Genomic DNA, 1,230 nt, shown 5'->3' on the forward strand with positions numbered 1-1,230 from the left:
CCTCTGGGGACGCCGCCGGCGGCCGGGGGGGGGGGGGGGGGGGGGGGGGGGGGGGGGGGGGGGGGGGGGGGGGGGGGGGGGGGGGGGGGGGGGGGGGGGGGGGGGTGGGGAGGGAGACCCCCGACCGAGGTGCTGCACACCGCGCCGCGCCGTGGCACGATCGCTTGCGTGAGCAGCAGACCCACCCCGGCGGCGCCACGGCCGCAGGCGGCGTCCCCAGAGGCGCAGCGCCTCGGCGACCTCGCGCGGCTGCGCCGCGTCCGCGACCGGATGGACCGGGAGTACGCGCAACCCCTGGACGTCGAAGCGCTCGCCCGCGACGCGCACATGTCGGCGGGGCACCTCAGCCGCCAGTTCCGGCTCGCCTACGGCGAGTCCCCGTACGCCTACCTGATGACGCGGCGCATCGAGCGCGCCATGGCCCTGCTGCGCCGGGGCGACCTCAGCGTCACGGAGGTCTGCTTCGCGGTCGGCTGCTCCTCGCTGGGCACCTTCAGCACCCGCTTCACCGAACTGGTCGGCGTACCGCCCAGCGTCTACCGCAACCAGGTGGCGCGCGCGGCGGCCGGGGTGCCCTCCTGCGTGGCGAAACAAGTGACCAGACCGGTCAGGAATCGAGAAGCGCCGCCCCTCGGCCCCGCCTAGCGTTGCGGCCATGGACATCACCATTCACACGACCGTTCTCCCGCACGACGACCCGGAAGCGTCCGTGGCCTTCTACCGCGACGTCCTCGGCTTCGAGGTCCGCACCGACGTCGGCAGCGGAAAGATGCGCTGGATCACCGTCGGCCCCGTCGGCCAGCCCGGCACCTCCATCCTGCTGGCCCCGCCGACCGCCGACCCCGGCATCACCGAGGACGAGCGCCGCACCATCGTCGAGATGATGGCCAAGGGCACCTACGGCTGGATCCTGCTGGCCACCCCGGACCTGGACGGCACGTTCGAGAAGGTGCAGGCAGGCGATGACGTGGAGGTCGTCCAGGAGCCGACCGAGCAGCCGTACGGCATCCGCGACTGCGCCTTCCGCGACCCCGCGGGCAACATGGTCCGCATCCAGGAGACGCGCTGAGGCCGCCCACCGTCCCCGTACCGCCGCATCCCGGCCGGGCCCACCGATGGAGACACCATGAGCGAGACCTCCGGAACGACAACGAGTGCGAGTGCGAGTGCGAGTACGAGTACGAGTACGCGCACGATTACGGGTGCGCAGCCCCAGCCCCAGCCCCAGCC

General features: G+C 73.9%; 2 protein-coding genes. Both read left to right on the forward strand.

Annotated elements, in window-relative coordinates:
- Window positions 1-270 precede the first annotated feature (270 nt).
- Window positions 271-645 carry a helix-turn-helix transcriptional regulator gene (locus tag AB8Z75_RS34795; protein WP_369209120.1) on the forward strand — a complete coding sequence of 125 codons (375 nt, stop codon included), beginning with the start codon at window positions 271-273 and terminating at the stop codon, window positions 643-645.
- 10 nt (window positions 646-655) lie between these two features.
- Window positions 656-1,069, forward strand: coding sequence for a VOC family protein (locus tag AB8Z75_RS34800; RefSeq protein WP_369209118.1), 414 nt, complete (start codon window positions 656-658; stop codon window positions 1,067-1,069).
- Window positions 1,070-1,230 lie beyond the last annotated feature (161 nt).

Origin of the sequence: Streptomyces sp. PU-14G (genome assembly GCF_041028275.1) — a bacterium.
In the GTDB taxonomy this organism is placed as follows: domain Bacteria; phylum Actinomycetota; class Actinomycetes; order Streptomycetales; family Streptomycetaceae; genus Streptomyces.